Source organism: Streptomyces guryensis, assembly GCF_021261325.1.
Lineage (GTDB): Bacteria > Actinomycetota > Actinomycetes > Streptomycetales > Streptomycetaceae > Streptomyces > Streptomyces guryensis.
This window is the reverse complement of sequence record NZ_JAJSBI010000001.1, coordinates 176220-198337: the sequence shown is the minus strand read 5'-3', so window position 1 is coordinate 198337 and position 22118 is coordinate 176220. Positions and strand designations below refer to the sequence as shown.

Annotated in this window: 23 protein-coding genes; 13 read left to right on the top strand and 10 right to left on the bottom strand. The window is 71.7% G+C overall.

From position 1 onward, the window contains the following. Nucleotides 1-14 precede the first annotated feature (14 nt). The 5 genes from LJ657_RS00895 to LJ657_RS00875 all read right to left on the bottom strand — a co-directional run bounded on the left by LJ657_RS00895 (nucleotide 15) and on the right by LJ657_RS00875 (nucleotide 5660). Nucleotides 15-1733, bottom strand: a complete 1719-nt coding sequence (locus tag LJ657_RS00895) for an LCP family protein (protein ID WP_443735545.1) — start codon at nucleotides 1731-1733, stop codon at nucleotides 15-17. A gap of 166 nt (nucleotides 1734-1899) precedes the next feature. Further along, the gene (gene tatA, locus LJ657_RS00890; RefSeq protein ID WP_232646148.1) at nucleotides 1900-2202 is read right to left on the bottom strand and encodes a Sec-independent protein translocase subunit TatA; all 303 of its coding nucleotides are present in this window, start codon (nucleotides 2200-2202) and stop codon (nucleotides 1900-1902) included. A gap of 33 nt (nucleotides 2203-2235) precedes the next feature. After that, nucleotides 2236-4854: a magnesium-translocating P-type ATPase gene (mgtA, locus tag LJ657_RS00885; RefSeq protein ID WP_372487783.1), complete on the bottom strand. Its 2619-nt coding sequence runs from the start codon at nucleotides 4852-4854 to the stop codon at nucleotides 2236-2238. Beyond that, nucleotides 4847-5215: an ArsR/SmtB family transcription factor gene (locus LJ657_RS00880; RefSeq protein WP_232646147.1), complete on the bottom strand. Its 369-nt coding sequence runs from the start codon at nucleotides 5213-5215 to the stop codon at nucleotides 4847-4849. The genes mgtA and LJ657_RS00880 overlap by 8 nt, the downstream gene beginning before the upstream one ends. 166 nt (nucleotides 5216-5381) lie before the next feature. Continuing rightward, the gene (locus tag LJ657_RS00875) at nucleotides 5382-5660 is read right to left on the bottom strand and encodes a hypothetical protein (RefSeq protein WP_232646146.1); all 279 of its coding nucleotides are present in this window, start codon (nucleotides 5658-5660) and stop codon (nucleotides 5382-5384) included. 182 nt (nucleotides 5661-5842) lie between these two features. On the opposite strand from LJ657_RS00875, the gene LJ657_RS00870 reads away from it, so the two are divergent. Further along, a complete protein-coding gene (locus LJ657_RS00870) occupies nucleotides 5843-6802 on the top strand; it encodes a D-2-hydroxyacid dehydrogenase family protein (RefSeq protein ID WP_232646145.1) in 960 nt (319 codons plus the stop codon). 37 nt (nucleotides 6803-6839) lie between these two features. Here the strand turns inward: LJ657_RS00870 and LJ657_RS00865 are convergent, their stop codons facing one another. From LJ657_RS00865 to LJ657_RS00850, 4 genes are all read right to left on the bottom strand, one after another. Continuing rightward, nucleotides 6840-7712 (bottom strand): tyrosinase family protein, encoded by an 873-nt coding sequence (locus LJ657_RS00865; protein ID WP_232646144.1) that lies wholly within the window; start codon nucleotides 7710-7712, stop codon nucleotides 6840-6842. Next, nucleotides 7696-8163: a tyrosinase family oxidase copper chaperone gene (locus LJ657_RS00860; protein ID WP_232646143.1), complete on the bottom strand. Its 468-nt coding sequence runs from the start codon at nucleotides 8161-8163 to the stop codon at nucleotides 7696-7698. The genes LJ657_RS00865 and LJ657_RS00860 overlap by 17 nt, the downstream gene beginning before the upstream one ends. A 138-nt stretch (nucleotides 8164-8301) precedes the next feature. Next, entirely contained in the window at nucleotides 8302-8844 is a 543-nt protein-coding gene (locus LJ657_RS00855; RefSeq protein ID WP_232646142.1) for a hypothetical protein, read from the bottom strand. A 21-nt stretch (nucleotides 8845-8865) separates the two neighbouring features. Then, nucleotides 8866-9594 (bottom strand): glycoside hydrolase family 16 protein, encoded by a 729-nt coding sequence (locus LJ657_RS00850; protein ID WP_232646141.1) that lies wholly within the window; start codon nucleotides 9592-9594, stop codon nucleotides 8866-8868. A gap of 278 nt (nucleotides 9595-9872) precedes the next feature. On the opposite strand from LJ657_RS00850, the gene LJ657_RS00845 reads away from it, so the two are divergent. The 4 genes from LJ657_RS00845 to LJ657_RS00830 all read left to right on the top strand — a co-directional run bounded on the left by LJ657_RS00845 (nucleotide 9873) and on the right by LJ657_RS00830 (nucleotide 11653). Further along, entirely contained in the window at nucleotides 9873-10268 is a 396-nt protein-coding gene (locus tag LJ657_RS00845) for a hypothetical protein (protein WP_232646140.1), read from the top strand. Nucleotides 10269-10619: 351 nt separating this feature from the next. Further along, on the top strand, nucleotides 10620-10895 hold the full coding sequence (locus tag LJ657_RS00840; RefSeq protein ID WP_232646139.1) for a hypothetical protein: 276 nt from the start codon (nucleotides 10620-10622) through the stop codon (nucleotides 10893-10895). 60 nt (nucleotides 10896-10955) lie between these two features. After that, the gene (locus LJ657_RS00835; RefSeq protein WP_232646138.1) at nucleotides 10956-11273 is read left to right on the top strand and encodes a hypothetical protein; all 318 of its coding nucleotides are present in this window, start codon (nucleotides 10956-10958) and stop codon (nucleotides 11271-11273) included. A 59-nt stretch (nucleotides 11274-11332) separates the two neighbouring features. Then, nucleotides 11333-11653: a hypothetical protein gene (locus LJ657_RS00830; RefSeq protein WP_232646137.1), complete on the top strand. Its 321-nt coding sequence runs from the start codon at nucleotides 11333-11335 to the stop codon at nucleotides 11651-11653. Between the two features lie 447 nt (nucleotides 11654-12100). Here LJ657_RS00830 and LJ657_RS00825 read toward each other — a convergent pair whose 3' ends face one another. Next, complete coding sequence (locus LJ657_RS00825; protein ID WP_232646136.1) at nucleotides 12101-12433, bottom strand: hypothetical protein; 333 nt, start codon at nucleotides 12431-12433, stop codon at nucleotides 12101-12103. A 323-nt stretch (nucleotides 12434-12756) separates the two neighbouring features. On the opposite strand from LJ657_RS00825, the gene LJ657_RS00820 reads away from it, so the two are divergent. From LJ657_RS00820 to LJ657_RS00785, 8 genes are read left to right on the top strand one after another with little or no spacing between them, the layout of a single operon-like run. Beyond that, nucleotides 12757-13893 carry a glycosyltransferase gene (locus LJ657_RS00820; protein WP_232646135.1) on the top strand — a complete coding sequence of 379 codons (1137 nt, stop codon included), beginning with the start codon at nucleotides 12757-12759 and terminating at the stop codon, nucleotides 13891-13893. A 20-nt stretch (nucleotides 13894-13913) separates the two neighbouring features. Beyond that, on the top strand, nucleotides 13914-15377 hold the full coding sequence (locus LJ657_RS00815; protein WP_232646134.1) for an exopolysaccharide biosynthesis polyprenyl glycosylphosphotransferase: 1464 nt from the start codon (nucleotides 13914-13916) through the stop codon (nucleotides 15375-15377). 5 nt (nucleotides 15378-15382) lie between these two features. Continuing rightward, on the top strand, nucleotides 15383-16714 hold the full coding sequence (locus tag LJ657_RS00810; RefSeq protein ID WP_372487782.1) for an O-antigen ligase family protein: 1332 nt from the start codon (nucleotides 15383-15385) through the stop codon (nucleotides 16712-16714). Further along, the gene (locus LJ657_RS00805) at nucleotides 16711-18399 is read left to right on the top strand and encodes a lipid II flippase MurJ (RefSeq protein WP_232646133.1); all 1689 of its coding nucleotides are present in this window, start codon (nucleotides 16711-16713) and stop codon (nucleotides 18397-18399) included. Before LJ657_RS00810 ends, LJ657_RS00805 begins: the two co-directional genes overlap by 4 nt. Continuing rightward, on the top strand, nucleotides 18389-19159 hold the full coding sequence (locus tag LJ657_RS00800; protein WP_232646132.1) for a polysaccharide deacetylase family protein: 771 nt from the start codon (nucleotides 18389-18391) through the stop codon (nucleotides 19157-19159). Before LJ657_RS00805 ends, LJ657_RS00800 begins: the two co-directional genes overlap by 11 nt. Beyond that, a complete protein-coding gene (locus LJ657_RS00795; RefSeq protein WP_232646131.1) occupies nucleotides 19156-20298 on the top strand; it encodes a glycosyltransferase in 1143 nt (380 codons plus the stop codon). Before LJ657_RS00800 ends, LJ657_RS00795 begins: the two co-directional genes overlap by 4 nt. Further along, the gene (locus tag LJ657_RS00790) at nucleotides 20295-20963 is read left to right on the top strand and encodes a YveK family protein (RefSeq protein WP_232646130.1); all 669 of its coding nucleotides are present in this window, start codon (nucleotides 20295-20297) and stop codon (nucleotides 20961-20963) included. Before LJ657_RS00795 ends, LJ657_RS00790 begins: the two co-directional genes overlap by 4 nt. Next, nucleotides 20960-22081: a GNAT family N-acetyltransferase gene (locus LJ657_RS00785; protein WP_232646129.1), complete on the top strand. Its 1122-nt coding sequence runs from the start codon at nucleotides 20960-20962 to the stop codon at nucleotides 22079-22081. Before LJ657_RS00790 ends, LJ657_RS00785 begins: the two co-directional genes overlap by 4 nt. Nucleotides 22082-22118: the final 37 nt, after the last annotated feature.

Here is a 22118-nt window from a genome sequence, read left to right as displayed (position 1 = left end):
CCGCACCGCCTCGGTCACGGTGCGGAGTCCGGCTTGCCGCGCGCCGCCGCGTACGCCTGGGCCGGCGTCATCGGCACCCCGTTGATCTGCACCGTCTTGTAGGGGCTGACCTTCGCGCAGGTCTTGGCCTTGTCGGCGGTCTGGGCGTGCGCGTCGGCGACCGCGGCGTGCGTGTCGGCGGGGGCGGCCGACGAGCCGCCCGAGGAGCCGTACGCCGTGCCGCTCGGCCAGTCGCTGCCGATGACGAGGACCACGCCGCTGCTGCCGCCCTGGGTGAGGTGCGAGGCGGGCACGCCGAGGGCGGCGGCCGCCGTCTGGGCCTCGGCCTTCTGACCGGGGCCGTAGCTGATCGTCGTCCTCGACGACTGCGCGGGGGCGTTGCCCGTGGTGGTGTTCGGGCTGAAGCCCTTGGAGAGGAGGGCCTGTGCGATCACCGAGGCGCGTCCGCCGGTGCTGGTGCCGTTCTCGACCTGTACGGCGACCTCGGAGGCGGGCACGGTGGGCGCCGCCGACGCGGACGGGGACGCCGAGGACGTCTTCTTCCTGCCGCTGTCCGACGTCAGGGACTGGTCGTTCTCGATGGTCGCGAACAGCGACTTCGCGGTGGCCGCGGGAACGACACGGTTGGCGTCCGTCGGGTCGGCCGCGGTCTGCATCGTGGTGAACGTCATCCGCTTGGAGGGGACCTTGTTCAGGTCGGTCGCCAGGCTCACGAGCTTGCTGACGCTGCCCAGGCCGGTGTCCACGGTCAGCGCCTTGGTCGCGGCGTCCGCCAGGGAGTAGACCTTGCCCGGGTCGGTCAGGGTCCCCGCGCTCTTGAACTTGCGGATCATGGCGCCGAGGAAGAGATGCTGGGAGACGGTACGGCCCAGGTCGCTGCCGTCGCCGAAGCCGTGCCGGGAGCGGACGAACTCCAGCGCCGCATCGCCCTGGAGGGTGTGGGTGCCCTTGGCGAGCTTCAGGTGGGAGTAGGTGTCGTAGACGTTGTCACTGACGCACACCGACACGCCGCCCACCGCGTCGGACATCTTCACGACACCGGAGAAGTCGAGCATCACGAAGTGGTCGATGGTGATGCCGGTGAGCTGGTGAATGGTTTTGACCTGGCAGGCCGCGCCGTACTGCAGTGCGCTGTTGATCTGTCCGTAGTAGCCCGCCGTCGCCTGGCTGCTGTCCGGGTCCTTGCAGGCGGGGACGTGGGTCATGGTGTCGCGCGGGACGCTCATCACGGTGGCGTTGGAGCGGTCGGCGGAGACGTGCACCACCATCTCCACGTCCGCGTTGTGTCCGACGGTGGAACTCGCCGAGCCGCAGCCGCCGCCCAGTTTGCAGTCGGCCGCGTTGTTCCGGCCGTCGGAGCCGATCACCAGGATGTTGATCGGGGTCCGCCCGAAGGCATCCGCCTTCTCCTGGCCGCCGGCACCGTCGTCGATCGCGACGCTCTTGATGTTGCCGTTCAGGTGCTCGTACAGCCAGGCACCGGCCCCGGCGGTGACCAGGATCAGCGCCGACACCGTGAACAGGGCTATGCGGGCGATCCGTCGGCGCCGGGCGACGGGCTTGGCCCGGCGCCCCGCGCCGCGTCCCCGGGAGCGCTGCGCCTGCCGGGCGGCTGCCCGGCCTCCGTGCGGTGGGCGGGGCGGGCTGTCATCGTTCCCGCGCTGGCGCGGAACGTTTGCTGTGCGATCTCGGGTGGCCGCATGGCCACGATTTCCGCCCCAGGGGTCGCTCAACTCCCACTCCCTACGCTGTGGCCGACGCCAACCGACGGCGCCACGGCGCACCCCTCGGGTTGGTTGATTGCGCAATATAGCAAGCGTTATCCCCGTCGCAGGTGGGCTGTGTCACACCTCCCACCTGCACCGGGGCGGCGCGCCGTAACGGCACGCCTCTCCCGGCTCAGCGAACCGTGCTGTCCTCGGACACCGGACGGGCCGACGCGGCGTCACCCGGGGAGGACTGGATGACGCGGGCGGCCGTCGCGTCGGACGAGGACGCGGGCTCGGACTGCGCGGCAGGGGCCTGGGCGGCGGACGCCGGGCCGGCACCGTCCTCCTTCATGGCCTTCGCCTCGCTCTTGAGGATGCGCATGGACTTGCCCAGCCCGCGGGCGGCCTCAGGCAGCTTCTTCGAGCCGAACAGCAAGATGATGACGATCGCCAGGACCAGCAGGTGCCAGGGTTCCAGTCCGTTGCGGAGCATCCCGCCCACCCCTTCTCACTTCTCGCACGGTTGCTACGTTGCGCAACTGTACAACCATGGGGCCCTTCTGACAGCCATCAGTCCGACGGTGTACAGCGCGAGAACGGCGGCCAGCAGCAGGTAGTAGAGGAGCGGCAGCGGCGTGAGGCCCAGCAGCGAGCCGAGCGGGGAGACCGGCAGCAGCAGTCCTGCGGCGGCCAGCGCGCCCGCCGCCCAGCCGATCGACCCGGGCCCCCGCCCCGCCTCGCGGCGCCCGGCGCGCAGCAGCACCATCACGAGGGCCTGGGTGAGCAGGTTCTCCGTGAACCAGCCGGAGTGGAACACCGCCCGGTCGTCCAGCCCCCCGGGTCCGTGCAGGGCGAGCTCCAGCACGCCGAAGGTGGCCAGGTCGGCGACCGCGTTGAGGACGCCGAAGCCGATGATGAAGCGCAGCAGGTCGCGTGGGCGCAGCACGGTCGGGCGGCGCAGCACCGACGGATGCGGCCGGTCGTATGCGAAGGCCAGTTGCGCGGCGTCGAAGCACAGGTTCTGCGCCAGCACCTGTGCGGGGAGCATCGGCAGGAACGGCAGCAGGAGGCCGGCGCCGAGCATCGCGATGACGTTGCCGAGGTTGGAGGAGAGGGTGATGCGCAGATACGTGGCGATGTTGCCCCCGGAGTACCGGCCGGCGGCGATGCTGTGGTCGATCGCGGTGAGGTCCTTGTCGGCCAGGACCACGTCGGCGCTCTCCCGGGCGACGGCCACCGCGTCGCGAGGTGCGATGCCGACGTCGGCGGCGCGCAGCGCGGGCAGGTCGTTGACCCCGTCGCCGAGGTAGCCGACGGTGTGTCCGCCGGCCCGCAGGGCGGCGGCGAAGCGGGCCTTGTGCTCGGGGGTGCAGCGGGCGAGGACGACGGTGCGGGCGGCGGCCGCGGCGAGTTCGGCGTCGGTGAGCGAGTCGATGCCGTCGGCGGTGAGCACACCGTCAGGTGGTACGGCGATGCCCAGGTCACGGCAGGCGCGGACGGCGGTGCCCGGGTGGTCGCCGGTGAGAATCCTCACGGTGACACCCCGGTCGGCGAGGACCTTCAGCGCTTCGGCGGCGGTGGGGGCGAGCGCGTCCTTGAAGGCGACGAAGCCCCGGAAGTCCAGGCCGCGTTCGTCGGCGGCGGTGTATTCGCGGGTCCGGGCGGGGCGGTCCGCGGTGGCCACGGCCAGCACCCGCAGCCCGTCGTCCGCGTGCCGTGCCGCCAGCGCGAGCAGTTCCGCGCGTTCGCCGTCCTCCAGTACGCACCGCTCCAGGACGGCTTCGGCGGCCCCCTTGACGACCAGGGTGTGCGTGCCCAGCCGCCCCGGCGTACGGACGACGGCGGTCGCGAGGCGCCGCAGCGGATCGAACGGAAGGGCCGCCACCCCGTCGTACGCCATGGCACCGTCCTCGTCGGCCCCGCCGGCCGCGTCCAGGACCGCGTCGTCGAGGGCGTCCGGGGCGGGCAGGTCGGCGAGCTGCAGGGTCCACCAGGCGTTCACCGCGGCCCAGCGCAGCACCTCGGGGTCGTCCCGGCCGTCCGGGCCGAGGGCGCTGTGGAGGACCGGGCGGTCCTGGGTGAGCGTGCCGGTCTTGTCGAGGCACAGCACGTCGACGGCGCCGAGGTCGTGCAGCGCGGGCAGCCGCTTGACGATCACGCCGTGGGTGCGGGCCAGCAGCGAGGCGCCGCGCGCCAGACACATGGTGACGATGACCGGCAGCATCTCCGGCGTCAGCCCGACCGCCACCGCGACGGCGAACGGCAGTGTCTCCAGACCGCGGTCGCGCAGGGCGGCGTTGGCCATCAGGACCAGCGGCGGGGTCAGCAGCATGAACCGGATGAGGATCCAGGAGATGCCGTGCACGGACCGGTCGAAGGCGCTCGCCTCGGGCCGGACGTCCGTACGGCCGTGGGCCGCGGCGAACCGGGTCCGCGCGCCGGTCGCCACCACGACCGCGGTGGCACTGCCGGACGCGACACTGCTGCCCTGGAAGCAGAGCTGGGGCCGGTCGAACGGGCCACCGCCCGCACCGGCCGCCCCGTCGGCGGCGTCCTTCGCCACGGGGGCCGACTCGCCCGTGAGCGCGGACTGGTGCACGGTCAGGCCCTGCGCACGCAGGAGTCGTACGTCGGCGGGGACGAGGTCGCCGGGACCGAGCCGGATCACATCGCCCGGCACCAGCTCGTCCACCGGGATCTCCCGCGCGTCCGGCGGCAGATCCTCCCCGGTGCGGCGCAGGACGGTGGCCGTGGTGGCGACCAGGCCGCGCAGCGCGGCCATGGACCGGCCGGCCCGGTACTCCCCCGACGTACGCAGCACACAGCTCACGGCGACCAGCAGGAGGATCACGCAGGCGGTGTCCCAGGAGGCCACCGCCGCCGACACCAGCCCGAGGCACAGCAGTACGGCGGTGAACGGATCGCGCAGACTGCGCAGCAGCACTCTCGGCCAGGAGGCGTCCCGGTGCGTCGGCAGCATGTTGGCCCCGAAGCGGGCCTGCCGCTCCTCGGCCTGCGCCTCCGTCAGACCACGCGGCCCGCTGCCCAGACGCCGCAGCGTCTGCAGCAGGGTCGCAGGGCCCGGCCCTCCCGCGGAAACGAGCACCCCGGGGTCCGGTTCCGAGGCCGCGGTGGCGTCAGCCACCGGCCCCGCGCAGCGCGTGCACGGGCGCGGACGCGGACGCCCCGCCGGCACGCGCGGCCAGCTGACCCACCATCACCCGGACCACGGTGACGACGTCGGGATCGTCGACGAAGTAGATCTGCCGCCGCCCCTCCCGCCGGGACCGCACGAGCCCGGCGAGCTTCAGCTTCGCCAGATGCTGGCTGACCGCGGGCAGGGCCCCGCCCACCCGGTCGGCGAGGTGGGTGACATCGCTCTCGCCCTGCGCCAGCAGCCACACGAGGTGCAGCCGGGCCGCGGAGGCCAGCAGTCCGAAGGCGGCGGCCGCCTCGGCCAGTACCTCGGCGGACGGATCCTCGAAGCCCCCGATGTCTGCCGCCACAACCCTCTCCCGTCCCACCCTGACCACCGCACCGCAACCGCGCCGGAACAGTCTAGGGGCTGTCCGGCGGGTCGGACCGGTGCAGGGCAGGGCTCCGGCCGACTGCCCCGAGCGGGCTCATGGGCGACGCGGAGCGTCGGCAGCCGACGACAACGCCGCTGGGTTCCTAGGCGTCCGGCTGTGCCCGGACCTCCGTCTCGCCGCTCCCCGTCGCGCCGTCGTCCGGGTCGGGGCGGCCGCGGGCCGCCATCAGGAACCAGGCGATGTCGCCGACCGCCGTCCCCGCGGCCACGGCCCCGGCAACCAGACCGGCCGTGATCAGCCCCTGTCCGACGTAGGGCCGCCCGGCGAAAGCCCCCGCGCCGAACCCGAGGAACAGAAACACGGCCGCGGCAGCGGCCGGCACACCGGTCACGAGCATCGCCCGCACACACACGAACCGCATGTATCTCCCCCCGATGGTTGGACGCCCGCGGCATGGAGTGGCGAGTGTAATGGTTCTCGGCTTGCGCAATCTTTAAAGGCTTATTTGATCTATGCCTACTCGACTGGATCGCGGATCCGCGCATACGCGACCATTGCTGAGCACGCCCTGTCACCCGACCGCGCCGACGAAAGGGACCCGCCGTGCGGCTGCGCTGCGCTGTGCTCGACGACTTCCAGCAGGTGGCGACGGAGCTCGCCGACTGGTCACCCGTGGCCGACCGGGTGGAGACCGTCAGCTTCTGCGAACACTTCGACACCGAGGACGCCCTCGCCTCGGCCCTCGCCGACTTCGACATCGTCGTCACCTTGCGCGAGCGCGTCCCGTTCCCGTCCTCGCTGCTGACCCGCCTGCCCCGGCTGAAGCTGCTCGTCGCCTCCGGCATGCGCAACAGCGTCATCGACTACGCCGCCGCCGAGGCACAGGGCGTCACCGTGTGCGGTACGGCGAGCACCTCGACGCCGCCCGTCGAACTGACCTGGGCCCTGCTCCTCGGCCTCGCCCGGGGCATCGTCGAGGAGAGCAACTCCCTTCGTTCCGGCGGCCCTTGGCAGCGGACGGTCGGTGCCGACCTGCACGGCCGCCGCCTCGGACTGCTCGGCCTCGGCAAGATCGGCAGCCGGGTCGCCCGGGTCGGCACCGCCTTCGGCATGCACGTCAGCGCCTGGAGCCAGAACCTCACCAAGGAGTACACCGACGAGGTGGGCGTCGAACTCGCCGCCTCGAAGGAGGAGCTGCTGTCGGAAAGCGACTACGTCTCCGTCCACCTGGCCCTGGGCGACCGCACCCGAGGCCTGCTCGGCCCCGCCGAACTCGCCCTCCTCAAGCCCACCGCCTACCTGATCAACACCTCCCGCGCCGCGATCGTCGACCAGGACGCCCTGCTCACCGCCCTGCACGAGGGCCGTATCGCCGGCGCGGGCATCGACGTCTTCGACATCGAGCCCCTCCCCGCCGACCACCCGATGCGCACGGCTCCCCGCCTGCTCGCCACACCCCACCTCGGCTATGTGTCGCGGGCGAACTACGAGACGTACTACCGGGAGGCGGTGGAGGACATCCGGGCGTTCCTGGACGGGGCGCCGGTACGCCGGCTCGGCTGAGACAAGCAGCCGCAAGGCGTGACCGAGGCGGGAATCGTCAGGCGTACCGGTAGATCTGACTCACGTCCTCCATCTGGTCCGGCGTCACGCCCCACGGCGGCATCGGCTCGTAGCGGGCGACGATGCGCCCGCGCTGTCCGCTGCGGGGGCCGGGCTGACGGGTGGGCAGATACTGTGGTGCGCCGTTCCTGTGCCGTCGCTGCCAGAGCGTCCACTGCAGGTCGACGAAGGCGTGGTGCAGCCAGAACACGGGGTCGTTGACGGAGGCGCCGCCCAGCATGGCCCCGCCGACCCAGCGGTGCACGAGGTTGTGATTGTGCAGGGCGGCGGCGTCCTCTCCGGTCCCCCACCCCTCCAGCTTGTTGCGGAACCCCTCCTCGGAGGTGGAGTCCCAGGGCTCGGTGTCGTAGACCGGGTCGGCGAGCGCCGCCTCGAGTTCCTCCTCCGTCGGCAGCTCGATGGGGTCATGGGGGCGGCCGAGGTCCCGGGTGAGGAACACGGCGTCGATGACGCCCTCCCTGATGGGCCAGTAGCCCTGCACATGGGCGAACGGCCCGGTGACGACCTGGCGGTCGAAACTGCGCCCGTTGCCGCCGAGCAGGTCGTCGGTCCACGGCACGGACGTCGCCGAACGGTCCCGCGTCCAGTCCCAGTAGGGCACCGTCACCGACTCGTCAACCCGTTGCAGCGCCCGCTCCAGGTCCAGCAGGAAACGGCGGTGCCAGGGCAGGAAGGACGGCCCCATGTGGGCCGAACGCAGGCCGCTCTCACCGTCGGAGGTGTAGTACGCGATGTGGAGTCGCACGAACTCGTCGTACTCTCCCCGCCATTTGATCTGGAGCAGGGCGTTGACGAACCGTCGCCGCTCCTCGCGCGTCAGCGTGCTCACGTCCTTACGCACGTACGCCATGGTCGTCCCCCATGTGCACGGGGCCCCCGTCGAGCGGGCCCGGGGCCAGGTCGCGCAGCCCCTGCCCGGGGCCGAGTTCGTCGACGGCCGCCCGGGTCGCCTCCAGCGAGGTCCGGTACGAGCTGTAGTGGTTGACCATGCTCAGCCAGGTGCCGTCGGAGCGGCGCATCAGATGCAGCGGGTGACCGTCCACGGTGACCTGCCACGCGTGGCCGCCTGCGCGGGGTCCGGCGGCGGTGAGCAGGGAGCCCCGGATACGGCGGCCGCGGTAGACCTCGTCGAAGGCCGATTCCGCCGCACCCCCGGAGCCGAGGGCGCGCCGCGGGACGCGCGAGGCGGCAAGGACGGGTGCGAGCGCGAGAGCGGCGAGGGAGGCGAGCACCCGGCGCCTTATCGCCCGCCTCGCCCGCTGCTCTCCACCCATCGGCACCCCGTCGGCAGTGACGACCATGGCCTGCTCCCTCGTACGCCCAACACCGGTACGGCCATACGATGCTGTGCGCACCCGGGACACTGACGGAACCGATAGGTCATTTCGTCCAAAAATCCCACCAACGGGTCAGGGGCAGCCGTCCGAAACCGGATGACCTTATCGGCGGCCTGCCGTATGGCCCGCCGCCTTCTCGCCGGGGTGACCGGCGGCCGGAGCGGGGCTCGCCGCCGTTGTCGCCGCGCCGAGCACCTTGCCCAGGGTGGTCACCATGCCGGTGACGGCCGGGGCGACCTTGTCATCGTCGCCGGAGGTGACGGCCGCGAGCAGGGCGTCGACCGCCTTCTTCAGAGCGGTGAGCGCGTCGCCCTTGGGCTCCTTGGTCCTCTCCGCGGTGACCTTGGCGATGGCGTCCTTCACGCTGTCGGCGAGCTTCTGCGCCTCGGCGACGGACAGTTGGCCGCCGTCCGCCTTCAGTACGGCGTTGAGCAGTCTGGCGACCGGGGTGAGCACGCCCCCTAGATCGCCGAGCTTCTTGACCTGGGCGAGCAGCTCATCCGCCCCGGGGACGGGTGAGCGGGACGACGTGCGGGTGCGCTCCCGTGCGGAGTCGGCCGCGACCGCGGCCGGGGCGGCGATGCCGACCAGGAGGGAGACGCAGAGAGCGACGGACGCGATACGCCGCGCGGGCAGTTCACGCATGGGGGTTCCTTTCGAGAACACTCAGCGGTAGACGCGAAGGTGGTCGACGGCGAAGGTGACGGGCCCCGGACCGGAGGGGGCCGGGTGGTACCTGCCGGCGCTCAGCGACAGATTGAGGATCAGGTACGCCGACCAGTGGGCGCCCACACCGACGCCGTCGCGGAAGACCTGTTCGCCGTTGACGTACCAGTCGACGGAGTGCCTGCCGTAGCGGCTGCCGATGGTCACCCACTCGTTCGGGGCGATCGCGTCGGCATCGGTGTGATAGGTGCAGGCGTGGTTGACGTGGTTGGACAGCTCCAGCAGGTTCGGGTTGTCGGGGTGGTACTCGAACGAGTCGATCTCGTTCCCGCCGTCCTTCCAGGTCCACAGCGCCGGCCAGGCACCGGTCCCGGACGGCAGTCTGACGCGCGTCTCGGCGTAGTCACCGGTCCGCACCTGGAAGCCCTCGGCGGAGTACTCGGTGGTGAGCAGGCCGGTGTGCCAGGCCGGCCGGCCGTTCTCCAGGGTGTGGCCGGCCGGGGTGGCGGTGAACGTGGCCACGCCTTCCGAGACGGTCACACAGCCGGGGCTGAGCCAGTCGAGCTTGTTGTCGTCCGGATTGTGGTTGCCGTAGCGGTAGGCGCTGGTTCTGTCGCCGACCCATTTGGTCCCCCAGGCGATGGGGGCGTCGAACTCCTCCGACCAAGTGAGCGACTTGCCGGTGGCAGGGGACGCGGTCGGCATGGGCTTGGCACTGTCGGCGGTCATGGCGGTGAGGGTAGGGCCGCGAAGCGGCCGCCCCGGCCGAAGCACCGTCCGCACCGCTGGAATTCCTCTTTCACACTACCCATCCGGCCCAAACCGCACCCACCATACGATCAATCGATTCCCCGACCATCCGAACCCCTTTGAGGGCACCGTACGCAAAGGATTGTTCACTCCTCTGACTTTCATGCGTATGGAGTAACGCATCGCTTTTACGGAGGGCTTGGACTGCTATGTTCTCCAGCCGTCGGATCAGAGGTAACTTTCAACCGAGGTGAATCATGAAGAAGGCAATTTTCACCACTGCGGCGTTGGCCATCGGCGCGGGCCTCGTGGGTGGGTCCGCCGTCGCGGCGTCGGCCGCCACTCCACCGGCCGCACCGGCCGCGTCGGGCGGCCTGCTCGGTCTCATGTCCCCGACCAAGGTGACCCCGGCGGTGGTGCCCGCGGCCGACGTCGTGTCGCGCCTGGCCCGCAACGGCAAACTGGCCAACGGTAGCGCCTTCGACGAGAAGAAGACGCCGGGAGTCTCGGGCGTCTACCTCGACGGCATGGACCCGAACGCCTCCAAGAAGCCCACGATTCCGGTGAAGAACCCGGCCGGAAACGGCGTCGTTCAGGTCCACCCGCTGCAGGCACCGACCTCCGCCGGGCTGGGAAACCTGCTCAGCAAGTGACGAGACGGAAACCGTAGGAGCCGGCCGTACCGGCGAAAACCCTCATTCGAATCATTTGTCCGGCCCACCGGCCCTCTCCCTTCCGGTGGGCCGGACACATGTCGACGCCCGTTCCATTTTCGGATTGTCGTTCATTTACGCCACACGGATTCCGGATCCATTACGGTCCGACCCTCCGGAACCTGGGGCATTGCGCCATCCGACGGAATAAACCATGTTTAGGCGCTTCTCCCGTGACTTATACGCGCATATCAAGGTTTCCTGGTATGCAAGCGTGCGCAACCGTGAATTGAGGAAGGAACTGAGTTGCCCAGGAAGTTCGCGGTCATCACGGCCCTCACCATCGGCGCCATGGTCAGCAGCGTCGGTATTGCCTCGGCCAACGACCAAAACACCACCGTGAAGGGCGGCAGCGGCTTTTCGGAGTCGCCGGTCGTCGTGAACGCCCCTCAGCAGGGCGTTCTGGTTGTCAACGGGACGCTCGTTGACGGTCGTTGCATCGCCCCGTGGTCCAACGGATCCGTCCTCGGCGGCGTCGTGGCCCCGAATTCGCACTACGCCGCGTGCAACACGGCGGCCGTCGACCAGTCGCAGAACGCCCCGTACTCGGGCGGCCTGTTCTTCTGATCTGCACCGAGCTATTCGGAGCAGGTGCACCACCCAAAACAGCCCGGAAAGGCGCATCCCATGCGTAACAAGGTTTCGGCCATTTCCGCCCTCGCCGCGGGCCTCGTCCTCGTGGCGGCCGGCACCGCCGCGGCCGAGGACTGCACCGACGTCACGGGGGGAGGCGGCTTCTCGTCGTCCCCGGTCGTCGTCAACTCTCCCCAGCAGGGGGTTGCCGTCGTCAACGGCTCGGTCGCCGACCTCCGTTGCGTCGCGCCGTGGTCCAACGGTGCCGTGCTCGGCGGCGTCGCGGCCCCGAACTCGCACTACGCCGCGTGCAACACGGCGAAGATCGACCAGTCGCAGAACGCCCGGTACTCGGGCGGCCTGTTCTTCTGACCTACTCCGAGCAATTCGGAGCACGGAAATCCCAACCGCCCCACCGAAAGGCGCATCCTATGCGTAACAAGGTTACGGTCATTTCCGCCCTCGCCGCGGGCCTCGTGCTCGCGGCCGGTGGCGCCGCCTCGGCCAACGACTCCAACACCACCGTCACCGGCGGCAACGGCTTTTCGGAGTCCCCGATCGTCGTGAACGCCCCGCAGCAGGGCGTCGCCGTCATCAACGGCTCGCTGATCGACGGGCGCTGCATCGCTCCGTGGTCCAACGGTGCCGTCCTCGGTGGCGTGGTGGCCCCGAACTCGCACTACGCCGCGTGCAACACGGCGGCCGTCGACCAGTCGCAGAACGCCCCGTACTCGGGCGGCCTGTTCTTCTGAGCCGTACTTCACGCGGATGGCGGCCCACCGGAACTCCGGTGGGCCGCCATCGGCTTTACGCACCCTTCTTTTCCGGGCCCCGCAGATGTCCGGGCCCCGCCTATGTCCAGGCCCCGCCGATGTCTTTTCCGGGCCGCACATGCCGCGGGGCCCGTCCGCATCTGCTGCGGACAGGCCCCGCGATCAGGAGGTGGCCGACGAAGAGCGCGCCAACAAGGAGGGAAAGGCGCCCCCCGCCGTACCGGGTCATTCCACTGGGAACAACGGCACTCTGCCGTCTGCAGTCACCCTGAGTCGTTCATTCGGCCCAGCGCACGGAGCGTGATCGCATTTCACCTGACTAATCACTCTCCCGCATATGCCGAAGGGCCGACTCCGAGGAATACGGAGCCGACCCGAATCGTCGAACCCACGGGCGGCGAGGTTGTCGCCGTGCCGTCCGGCCTGCTATTTGCCGACCGGGAGCCCGCCCAGCAGCTTGCCGTCGGCCGCGGTGGCCGGCAGGGCGGGGTTGGGCAGGGTGCCACCGACGACGGGGCCCTTCATGCCCGCCTCCTTCATGCTGCCCTTCACGCTGTCCTTCACACTCTGCGCCACCTGGCCGACGTTGTCGCCCACGAAGCCCGTCGACACCTTGGCTGCCGTGGGGACGCCACTCGCGACCGTCTTCCCGCTGTCCACCAGGCCCCCGGCCGGCATGTCCACCGCGCCGGCAGGCACGGCGACACCGGCAAGAGCGAGGGAACCGGCTACGACGGCGGCAGCCTTCAGAGTCTTCATCGTGTGCCTTTCTTTCGTAAGTCGTCTTCGACCGGCCTAACGAGAGGGAGGCTTCCGGGAAACCCTGTTGCCGTTGCCGTGGCTCCAAATGGGTGATCCAGGGCGACAAATAGCTCAAGGAAACGCCACCATTCCGACACAGATGACCGGTCCGCAGATAAATACGGTTGAGCGGCTAGAGTGGCTCACCTCGTGATTTCAGCGATGCCGGTTGAACAACGAACCTCACGCTCTCGAACGGGTGCGGGTTTTTATATCAAGAACACGAGCCGCACGTCCTGGCCCCGGCTCGGACTCTTTTGTTCGGAAGGGCATCCTTTCCCATGCGTTTTTCCCCACGCGTGCCGCACATCCTGCATGTCACCCAGCCCGTCGAGGGCGGTGTCGCGCGGGTCGTGGCGGACCTGGTGGCGGCTCAGCTCGCCGCCGGGCTGCGGGTGACCGTGGCCTGTCCGGAGGGTGGCACGCTGACGGACGCCCTGCGTGCGCCGGGCTGCACGGTGCTCCGCTGGGACGCGACCCGTTCGCCGGGACACCGACTCCCGGGCGAGGTACGGCGGTTGGCGCGGATCCTGCGCGAGGTGCGGCCGCACCTGGTGCACGCGCACAGCGCGAAGGCGGGACTCGCGGCCCGGCTGGCCGTACGCGGCGCTCTCCCCACCGTCTTTCAGCCGCACGCCTGGTCGTTCGAGGCCGCGGACGGGATCGTCGCGCATCTGGCGCTGGGCTGGGAACGGCTGGGGGCGCGGTGGGCGACGCGCGTCGTGTGCGTCAGCGAGGCGGAGCAGCGGACCGGGGCGCGGTGCGGGATCAGCGCTCGGTGGCGGGTGGTCCCCAACGGTGTCGACACGCTCAGGTTCCGGCCGGAGGGGGACGACTTCCGGTCCGGGACGGGGCCGCTCGTCGTGTGCGTGGGCCGGCTGTGCCGCCAGAAGGGGCAGGACGTGCTTCTGCGGGCGTGGCCCGAGGTGGAGCGGCAGGTGGCCGGGGCGCGGCTGGTGCTGGTCGGCGAGGGCCCGGACGCGGAGCGGCTGCGCTCCGGTGCGCCCGGTTCGGTGCTGTTCGCCGGTGCCGCGCCCGACGCGGCCCCCTGGTACCGGGCCGCCGACGTCGTGGTCCTGCCGTCCCGCTGGGAGGGCATGGCGCTCGCCCCGCTGGAGGCGATGGCGTGTGCCCGGCCGGTCGTGGTCACGGACGTGGACGGGGCGCGCGAGAGCCTGCCTCCCGAGCAGTTGCCGTACTGCCTGGTGCCGGCGGAGGACCCCGGCGCGCTGGCACGGGCGCTGACGGCGTTGTTGCGGGACGAGCCGCTGCGCGCGGCGCTGGGTGCGCAGGGCCGCCGTCATGTGCTCGCCGCTCATGACCTGCGGCAGGCGGCGGACGCCGTGACCGCCGTGTACCGCGAATTGCTCGGCGAACCGCTCGGCGCCGTTGGCGCGTCGGCCGCCGTACCCAACTAGAGCAGGAAGTGCATCACCAGATGACTGCGGAAAGTACCGTTCCCCCTCCTACGGGGCAGCAGCCGCGGGCGGCAGAGCGCTCTGTCTCCGTTCTCGCCCCGCGCGGCCCCGCAGCCGGACGTCGACTGCCCGCCGGACGGAGAGAGAGCCGGCCGCGGCGGGCCTGCTGGGTGACCCTGCCGCTCGTCGACGGCTGCGCCGCCCTGCTGGGGGTCCTGGTCGTGCCCGGGGCTCCGAGGTATCCGCTGGTCATCGCCCTGCTGACGCTGGGGGTGATCGGGCTGAACCGGCGGGCCCGGCTGTACGACGGCTCCGTCGTGCGCGGTGTGCTCGACGAACTTCCCGCCGTCTGCGGACGGATCGCCGCAGGCTGGGCCGGTGTGGGGGTGCTCTCTCCGCTGCGGCCGCTGCCGCCGGCCGTACTGGTCACCGCGTTCGCCGTGCACTGCGCGGCGGCCTGTTCGGGGCGCGCGGCGGTGCACGGGCGGCGGGCGCGGCGGCGCCGGCCCGATCCCGCGCTGGTGGTCGGCCCGGTCGCGGCGGCCCGGAAGGTCGCGGCCGCGTTGCTGCGTCAACCGGGCTGCGGAGTGCGGCCGGTGGGCGTGGTCGGCGACCCCCTCGACGTGCTGGCCCGGTCCGGTGAGGGTCCCGAGCTGCCGCTGCTGACCACGGATCAGGAGGCGCGTCGGGCGGTCATCCAGAACGGCGTGGAGACGGTGCTCGTGGTGGGCGCCGCCACCCGGGTGGAGAAGACGGCCCTGCTGCGGGATCTCGCCGCGTACGGATGCGTGGTGTGGGAGCTGGACGCGGAGGCGCCCTCGTACGGACTCGGCGGGCGGCGCGAGGGAGCCGGGCATCTGGCGGGTTTCCCGCGCAGGCTGCTGTGTCCGGGGCGCGGACGGCGGCGGGTCGGGGTGGGCAAGCGGGTGCTCGACGCGGTGCTTTCGGGCTCGTTGCTGCTGCTGGCCTGCCCGGTGCTGCTGGTGTGCGCGGCGGTGCTGCGGGGCATGGACGGGCCCGGCGTGCTGTTCCGGCAGGAGCGGATCGGCAAGGACGGGCGGCCGTTCACCCTGCTGAAGTTCCGCACCCACCGGCCCGCCAGCGCGCACGAGGCGGCGACCCGCTGGAGCGTGGCGAACGAGCAGGAGATGAGCCGCTTCTGCCAGTTCCTGCGCCGCACCTCGCTGGACGAGCTGCCGCAGCTGTGGAACGTGTGCCGCGGGGACATGAGCCTGGTCGGTCCGAGGCCCGAACGGCCTTACTTCGTCGCCAAGTTCAGCCAGACCTATCCCGGCTACCGGGAGCGCCACCGGATGCCGACCGGGATCACCGGGCTCGCCCAGATCCACGGGCTGCGCGGCGACACCTCCATCGAGGACCGGTGCCGCTTCGACAACGCCTACATCGACAACTGGTCGCTGTGGCAGGACATCTGCATCCTGGCCCGTACGGCGGTCCTGTTCGTGCGGCCGACGGGGAGCTGAGGCGGGTGAGCACTACCTCGGCGACTGCCTCCGTACCGCTCGTGCCGCAGCTTGCGGCGCTTCGCCGGGCCGCTCCCGTTCTGCCCGTCCTGGCGGTGATCGCCCTGCTGGGGCTGCCGGCCGAGACGGACAGCGGCGCCACGCCCGCCGACGCGGCCTGCGGGCTGGTCGTGCTCTGGGCCGCCGTGTGCACCGTACGACGGGCGCGGCGCCCGCTGACGCGGACGGCGGCGGTCGTGCTCGGGCTGCCCGTGGTGGGCATCGCGGTGTCCGCGACCGGGGCGGTGACGTCCGGCGACGCGATCACGGGACTGGCGCGCTACCTCCAGGTGTTCGTGCTCGTCCCGGTCGCGATGGTGCTGCTCGTGCGCGGCCGCCGCGACGCCCGGCTGGTGCTCTGGGCGCTGGCCGGCCTCGCGCTGTGGCAGGGGGCCGTCGGGGTGCACCAGTACCTCACCGGAACCGGAGCCTCGTACCAGGGGAACTACGTGCGGGCGGTGGGCACCTTCGGGCCGCATGACGTGATGGGGATGGCGGCCGTCGTCGCGTCCGGAGTGGTGGCGCTGACCGGTCTCGCGCTCGGGACGGGTGCGCGGCGGCACCGGGTGGTGGCGGCCGGATGTGCGCTGGCGCTGCTCGTGCCGCTCGCGCTGTCCTTCAGCCGGGGTGCCTGGATCGCCACGGCCGTGAGCTGCGGGGCGCAGCTGCTGCTGGCCGGGGTGCGGCGGGCGGTGCTGGTGTTCGCGGCGGCGGCCGCGGCCTCGGTGGTGCTGGTGGGCGGGTTCGGGGTGGGCGGCTCGGCGCTGCAGGAGCGGCTGGCCAGCATCACCCAGGTGGCCGGCGCGCCGGACCAGTCGGTCGTCGACCGGTACACCATGTGGGCGGCGTCCATCGACATGTGGCGCGAGCACCCGGTCACGGGCGTGGGACTGAAGGCCTTTCCCGCCCACCGGGACTCCCACGCCTCGCTCGCGCTGTCCTCGGGCAGCGACACGGAGGGCGACGGCCAGGCCTTCAGGCGCCAGCCCCTGCTCTCCCCGCACAACATGTACATGCTGCTCCTGAGCGAGCAGGGCCTGCTGGGGCTGCTCACGGTGGCGGGCAGCTGGGCGGCCCTGCTGGTCTGCGCGCTCGGCAGGCTGCGGCGGGCGGGACCCGCCCGGGACTGCGCGCTCGCGGCCTGCGGGCTGCTGCCCTGGCAGCTCGTGAATTTTCTGTACGCCGACATCGGTGGCCCCTCCACCGTCCTGACGGCCGTCTGCCTCGGCCTCGCCGCCTGGTGGTCGCTGGCAGGCGAGGCGACGACCGGCCCGGCCGCCGTATCGGGCGTGCGATGACGTCCGGAACCGCGAAGACCGCGGGCCCCGCCGACCGCACGACCGGCGTGGGCGGCCCGCTCCCGGCGGGCGCCGATCACGCCCCGGAAGCCGCCCTGCGCGCGGACCCGCCCTCGCGCCGTTTCCTCGCCAAGGCGACGTTGCTGTCCGCCGCGCTGTCCATGGCCGGGGCGGTGCTCGGCCTCGGGCGGGACCAGGCGCTCGCACACCTCTTCGGCGCCGGCGCGGCGACCGACGCGTTCCTGGTGGCCTGGACGGTGCCCGAGCTGGCGGCAACCCTGCTGATCGAGGACGGCATGGCGTTCGTGCTCGTGCCCGCGTTCAGCATGGCGCTGGCGCGGCGGGCGCGCGGGCACAGCACTCCCGACCCCGTGCACGCCCTGATCGCCGCCTCCCTGCCGCGGCTGTGCCTCGCCTTCGCCGCGGCGGCCGCCGCGACCGTGGCCGGGGCACCGCTGCTGGTCTCCGTCCTGGCGCCCGGTCTGCCTGATTCGTCCCTCGCCGTCTCCTGCACCCGGCTGACCGCGACCTGCGTGCTGAGCGTCGGGCTGGCCGGGTACTGCAGTGCGGCGTTGCGAGCCCACCGTTCGTATCTCGCGCCCGGCTCGATCAACATCGCGTACAACATCGCGATCATCGCCGCGATGTTCGTCCTCGGTGAGCACTGGGGCGTACGGTCCGCCGCTCTCGGTGTCGCCCTCGGCGGATGCCTCATGGTCGCCGTACAGACGCCGTCCCTGGTGCGGCAGGTCGCAGGGCGGCCCGGCCGGCTCGTCTCCGTCCACGCCGCGGACGAGGGCCGGCCGCTCGCCCCCGGTCTCGTCTGCGCGGTCCTGCTCTTCGCCCTGTGCCGGCAGTCGCAGGTCCTCATCGAGCGCTACTTCGCCTCCGGGCTGCCCGCCGGCGCCATCTCGCACCTCAACTACGCCCAGAAGGTCGCCCAGTTGCCGATGTCGCTGTCGCTCATGCTGTGTGTCGTCACCTTCCCGGTGGTGGCGCAGGCCATCGCGGAGGGCGACAGCCGGGGCGCCCGGGACCGGGTCGAGCGGGACATCGCACTGATCGCCTGCCTCGTCCTGCTCGGCGCCGCGGTGATCGTGGCCTGCGCGCCGCAGATCGTCCAGCTCCTGTTCCAGCGCGGGGCGTTCACTGCGCGGGACACCGCCACGACCGCCGCGGTCATGCGGGTGTACGCGGCCGGACTGCTCGGGCAGACGCTGGTGGGGGCACTCGTGCGGTCGTACTTCGCGGGCGGCCGTACCACCTGGTTCCCGCTGGGCGCGATGAGCGTGGGCGCGCTCGCCACCGTCGTCATCGACGCCTGGGCCGTCCCGTACTGGGGTGCGCTGGGCATCGCCGCGGCCAACGCGACCGGCATCACCCTCGCCGCGCTGCTCCTGCTGAACGGCCTGGGGCCGGCCAGCGTGCCCGTACGCGTCCGCCGGGTCGTCGTCCAACTGGTCCGGCCTGTGTGCGCGGCCTTGTGCGCCACCCCGGCCGGGCTGCTCTGCGCGGGGCTGTTCGCCTCTCCCGCGGCGTCCCTCGCCGTCTGCTGCACCTGTGTGACCGCCGTCTTCCTGCTGCTGGCCTGGCTCCTCGATGCGGCTGGTGCACGGTCTCTTCTGCTTCCCGTCATGCAGTTCGTCCGTCACTCCGTCACACGAAAGCTGGGCCATGGTCGCTGACGTCTCCGCTGCACCGCACCCGCCCGCCAAAAGGCGTTCCAAGCGTGGCCCCGCCGTCTGGGTGGCCATGTACCACTCCGTCTCGGAGTGTCCGGACGACCCGTACAACGTCACCGTCACCCCCTCGCAGCTCGAGCGCCAGCTCGCCTGGATGTCGCGCCGCGGCCTGCGCGGGGTGAGCATCGGGGAACTGCTCGCGGCACGCGCCCGTGGCGCGGAGCGCGGCCTGGTGGGGCTCACCTTCGACGACGGATACGCCGACTTCGACACGATGGCCCTGCCCGTGCTGCACCGCCAGGGCTTCTCGGCGACGGTGTTCGTACTGCCCGGGCGGCTCGGCGGCGAGAACGCGTGGGAGCCGATGGGGCCGCGCAAGCCGCTGCTCGACGTGGACGGCATCCGCCGTGCCGTCGCCGCGGGCATGGAGGTCGCCTCGCACGGTCTGACCCACCTCGATCTGACCAAGGCCACGGACCAGGTGCTGCACACCGAGGTCAACGACAGCCGTCACGAGCTCGCCAAGATCATCGGCGCCGACGTCGAGGGTTTCTGCTACCCCTACGGCTATCTCGACGAGCGGGTCGCCGCCGCCGTGCGCCGGGCCGGTTACCGGTACGCCTGCTCGATCACCCCCGGCCCGGACGGCTGCGGCGACTTCGCGCTGCCCCGTATCCACGTCGGGCAGGCCGACACCCCGGCGCGACTGGCGCTGAAGCGGCGCCTGGCCCGGCGCTTCGGCCGCGCTGTGGAGGCCGTGTGAGGGCCCTGCACGTCATCACCGGTCTCGGCGTCGGCGGCGCGGAACAGCAGCTGCGCCTGTTGCTGCGGCATCTTCCCGCACAGTGCGACGTGGTGACCCTGACCAACCCCGGCGCGGTCGCCGCGGGCCTGGCCGCCGACGGCGTCCGCGTCACCCACCTCGGGATACGGGGCAACCACGACCTCGGCGCGCTGCCCCGCCTGACCAGGCTGATCCGGTCCGGCGGCTACGACCTCGTGCACACCCACCTGTACCGGGCCTGTCTCTACGGCCGGATCGCGGCGCGGCTCGCGGGAGTCAGGGCCGTCGTGGCCACCGAGCACTCGATCGGCGACACCCGGTTGGAGGGCCGGCCGCTGACCCCGGGCGTCCGCGCGCTGTACCTGGCGGGCGAGCGCCTCGGCCGCACAACGGTCGCCGTGTCACCGACGGTCGGCGAGCGGCTGCGTCACTGGGGCGTTCCCGGGGCACGCATCCGCGTCATCCCGAACGGCATCGACGCGCCCCGCTTCCGCTTCGACGAGGTCGGCCGCAAGAAGGCCCGGGCGTTCTACGGGCTGCCTCAGGACGTGTACGTCGTCGGCGGTGTGGGGCGCCTCGCCGCGGGCAAGCGCTTCGAGCTGCTGGTGAGAGCACTGCCCCAACTCCCCGGCGACGTACGGCTGCTGCTGGTCGGCGGCGGGCCCGAGGAGGAGATGCTGCGGCGCATCGCGCGGGAGCTGGGCGTCGCGGACCGGATGGTGCTGACGGGCGAGCGGCCGTATCTGCCCGACCCCGGTGACGACGCACCGGACCTGGTCGCCCTGCTGTCCGCGATGGACGTGCTCGCCTCGCCGTCGGCGGAGGAGTCCTTCGGCCTGGCCGTTGTGGAGGCGCTGGCGGCCGGGCTCCCCGTGCTCTACGCGAACTGCCCCGCCGTCGAGGACCTGCCGCCGGAGGCGGCACCCGGTGCCCGGCGCGTCGTGGGCGGCGCCGCGGCGTACGCGCGGGAACTGCTGCGGCTGCAGGCGGCGGGACCTGGCGACCGGACCGTGCCGGCCGCTGTGCACCGCTACGACATCGCGCACAGCGCCCGGCAGTTGATGGATGTGTACACGGCCGCTCTGGCCGGCTCGAACCTGGAAGTGAGTTCTCCATGACCGACAACCTCGCTCAGCGCACACGGCCGTCCCGCCGGGCAGACGGGCGTGTGAAGCTGCTGCCCTCGTGGTGGCTGCTGCCGGCCGGCGCGCTGCTCGGTGCTGTGGCCGGCGGCACGTACGGGCAGTTGCAGCCCGCGCAGTACACGGCGACGAGTTCCGTCATCGCCGTGGCATCCGGCCGGTCCGACGTCGACTGCGCCGACGCGCTCGGCTTCGCACAGGCCTACGGCCGCGTGGCCCCGCAGCTCGCGGTGCTCGGGGACGCGCAGGTGGCGGCGGGTGTGCCGGCCTCGAAGCTGCGGCAGAGCATGCAGGTCGCGACCTCGCCGGACGCGCCGATGGTCGCGGTCTCGGCGACCTCGTCGAGCCCGGGCAAGGCCGTCGAGATGGCCGACGCCGTCGCCGGAGCACTCGTCACCCAGGCGAACCACACCAAGGCAACCACCGGAATCCGACTCGAGCGCCTCTCGCGTGCCCTGAGGCCCACCGAGCCGTCGTCCGCGTCCTGGAAACTGACCTCGCTCGTGGGGGCGAGCGCCGGCGGTCTGCTGGGCGGCCTCGCGCTGCTGGCCAGGCCGCGGCGCTCGGCGGACGACGCCCCGGCCCAGGCCGTGGTGCCCGGCCCGACCCACGCCGCGGACGCCCACGGGACACTCGGATGACCGCGTCCGGCCGCGGGCTGTCGGTGGAGCTGTGCACCGACGAGCGGACGTTCGGCGCACTGGCCGAGGAGTGGGGACGGCTGCACGGCTCCTGCCCGTCGGCGACAGCGTTCCAGAGCCATGCCTGGCTGCACTCCTGGTGGCTGTCGTACGGCACACCGGACGCGCTGCGGCTCTTCCTGGTCCGCCAGGGCGATGAACTGGTGGCCGCCGCGCCGCTGATGCGCGTGCGGCAGCCAGTGCCCAAGCTGGTGCCGATCGGCAGCGCCATCTCCGACTTCTGCGACGTACTGCTCGACGAGGCTGTGGCCGAGCACGGCAGCCTTGCGCTGGCGGACGCCCTGGCCGACGCCGCCCGCACCGCTCTGATCGACTTCCGGGAGGTCCGCCCGGGCAGCGCGGTGGAGCAGGTCTACCGGCACTGGCACGGTCCGCGCCGCCGTCTGCGCGACTCGATGTGCCTGGAGCTGCCCGCGGTACCCATGACCGAGCTGGTCAAACGGCTGCCGTCGGCACGCGCCCAGGGGGTGGTGCGCAACAAGATGAACAAACTCGCCCGGCTCGGTGTCGAGTGGCATGTGGTGAGCCATGACGAGATGGAGACCGCGCTGCGGCGACTGCTCGAGTTGCACCGTTTGCAGTGGGAGGGCAAGAAGATCACGCCGGAGCACACCCGGCCGCGGTTTCTGGAACACCTGATGCGGTCGGTGGTCCCCATGGCCCGGTCCGGCCAGGCGGCGGTGACGGAGTTCCTGTTCGAGGGCTCGGTGGTGGCAGTCAATCTGACTCTTTTGTCGGGCGGGTTGGCGGGCATTTACCTGTACGGCTTCCACCCGCAGCTGCGGGAGCGCAAAGTGGACGTGGCGACGATGCTGATGCGCGCGTCGAGCGAGCTTGCGTCCCGCAGCGAGAGCCGGGTCCTGAGCCTGCTGCGCGGCGACGAGCCGTACAAGTACCGCTGGTGCCCCGAGACGGTCTTCAACCAGCGTTTCCTGCTGGCCGGCCGGCGCACGTTGCCGCTGCTCGCCGCCACCCTCTGCCATGACGCCGCCCGGCGCGGGGCGAAGAAGGTCCTGCGCCGGAACGCCGAACCACTTCGGGCAAATCAGGGCGCATAAATCAGTCTGGATTCACTGCAAATAAAATGAAAGGGAC